General features: G+C 58.3%; 3 protein-coding genes. All 3 read left to right on the top strand.

Annotated elements, in window-relative coordinates; translation table 11 throughout:
- The coding region (locus ACXJ5O_RS24930) for a sensor histidine kinase (protein WP_457302251.1) at window positions 1-1,008 on the top strand (1,008 nt) is incomplete at its 5' end.
- Window positions 1,005-1,640 (top strand): response regulator transcription factor, encoded by a 636-nt coding sequence (locus tag ACXJ5O_RS24925; RefSeq protein ID WP_457302250.1) that lies wholly within the window; start codon window positions 1,005-1,007, stop codon window positions 1,638-1,640. The genes ACXJ5O_RS24930 and ACXJ5O_RS24925, both read left to right, overlap by 4 nt.
- Window positions 1,641-1,732: 92 nt before the next feature.
- Window positions 1,733-2,101: a response regulator transcription factor gene (locus tag ACXJ5O_RS24920; protein WP_457302249.1), complete on the top strand. Its 369-nt coding sequence runs from the start codon at window positions 1,733-1,735 to the stop codon at window positions 2,099-2,101.
- Window positions 2,102-2,228 lie beyond the last annotated feature (127 nt).

Raw genomic sequence — 2,228 nt, 5'->3', positions numbered from 1 at the left:
GTTGCTGACCTCGCCCTTGATGCGGTGGCAGGAAAGCCGATTGTCAATGTCGACGCTGCGCCGATCTATATTGCAGATGCAAGACAACTGAAGCGTTGGGGCTTGTCGGACAGCGATCTCCCCGCGGGAACGATTCAATGGTTCAAGAAGAAAACCCTCTGGCAAGAGCACTGGCTGGCGGTCCTCACCACACTCGCCGTCATCACGGCGCAAGGTGTCGTGATTGCCGGCCTTCTTGTCGAACGCCGCCGCCGCCGTGCCGCGGAACTGGAATTGCGCGTCCGTCTCCTCGAACTCGTGCATCTCAACCAGTCCGCGACGGCCGGCGCGTTGACCGCCTCGATCGCGCATGAACTCAACCAGCCGCTCGGCGCGATCCGCAGCAACGCCGAGGCGGGGGAGCTGTTGCTCCGGGGCGAGACACCCGACCTCAATCTGATCAAGCAGATCCTTATCGACATAAAAGACGACGACCAGCGGGCCGGCGACATCATCACGCGGTTGCGGGGACTGCTGAAGAAGCGCAGTGAAATCGAATGGCAGGAATTCGACCTCAACGAAGTGATCAGCAGCGCGATCAAAATCCTCCGCCCCGAAGCCGAGCGGCGAAACATCGTGGTCAGTTGCAGTGGCGCAATGGAGGAATTGCGGGTGCGGGCCGACTGGGTCCATATCCAGCAAGTCATTCTCAATCTCGCCACCAATGCGATGGATGCCATGCTCGACGTGTCGACCGAGAGAAGGCTGGTGTTCCAGACCCGGCTTACCAAGGAATCCAAGGTTGAGTTGTCGATTTCGGATACTGGATGCGGCATTCCCGGCGAACAGCTCGTCGGTATCTTTGATCCATTTTATACGACCAAGCCGACAGGAACGGGGCTTGGTCTTTCCATCGCGCGGATGATCGTCGAAACCTATGCAGGCAAGATCTGGGCCGGCAACAATCCCGAGGGTGGTGCTGTCATTCGTTTCAACCTGCCTCTCGTGCGAAGCGGGTGCGTGACATGAACCCCGTCATCCACATCGTCGACGACGACAACTCGTTTCGAACCGCCGTGGGCCGATTGATCGCATCATACGGCTTCCAAGTGGCGTTCTATGAATCGGGCGACCAGTTTCTGACGAGGTTGCCGACTCCGGAGCCGGGTTGCATTCTCCTCGACCTCCAACTGCCCGGCTTGAGCGGGGCCGCCTTGCAAGAGCGTCTTGCCGAAACAGCGCCGCTGCTGCCCATCATTTATCTCACCGGCGAGGGCAACATCCAGGCCGGCGTGCGCGCAATCAAGGCGGGTGCCGAAGATTTCCTGGAGAAGCCGGCTTCCGGCGAGGCCCTGAAGGAAGCGATCGACCGGGCGCTGCTGCAGTTCGAAAAGCGTCAACTTGAACACGATCGCGTTCATGCGCTCGAGGCACTTGTAGCGAGCTTGACCCCGCGTGAATCCGAGGTGTTCCGTCTTATGGTCCGGGGCAACCGTAACAAGCAAATCGCCTACGCCATCAGCACGTCCGAGCGAACAGTCAAGGCCCATCGGCACTGCGTCATGGAAAAACTGGGGGCCAAATCGCTGGCGGAAGCCGTGTCGATCGCCGAGAGAATGGGATTGTGGGATACTTCGTCGAAGCCAGAGCGGCGCCCTTAATACTTCCCCTTAGGACAATATACGACGCTAGCTGTCAGTCCTATCATCGGTCGAGCTGGTAACATTCAGAGGCCGGCTGAAAAGAGGACGAGGTGGAGAAGCTGCCATGGAGGATTGCTGTCGTGGAAGACGATCCGAGCATGTTGAGGAGTGTCCAGCGCCTGCTCGACGYCCACGGCTTTACGACGGAAGGATTTTCCTCGGCCGAAGCTTATCTGGGCCAAACCGACACCCAAATTGATTGCCTTGTGCTCGACGTCGATCTCGGCGGCATGTCCGGGATCGAATTGCAGCGCCGATTGAGGGATTCCGGCTCAAAGCTTCCGGTAATTTTCATGACCGCTCTCGAAGACGATACTTTGGAAGCGGAAGCGGCGCGGGTGGGCTGCGTTGCGTATCTGCGCAAGCCATTTGCCGCCGCCTCCCTGATCGACGCCCTCGACAAGGCTTTGGCTGCTTAAGCGAATGATTGCCTTCCCTTAAGGACAATAGCCACTTTCAGCCCATTCGATAGACGGCAGCAGGAATCAATCTCGGGAGTTTACGCAATGAATAGACTTGGTTTGCTCAGTGGAGCGATTGTGATTG

The sequence above is a fragment of the Phyllobacterium sp. P5_D12 genome (assembly GCF_054049495.1).
The sequence above is the reverse complement of the archived record's forward strand: the minus strand, read 5'-3'. Positions and strand labels throughout refer to the sequence as shown.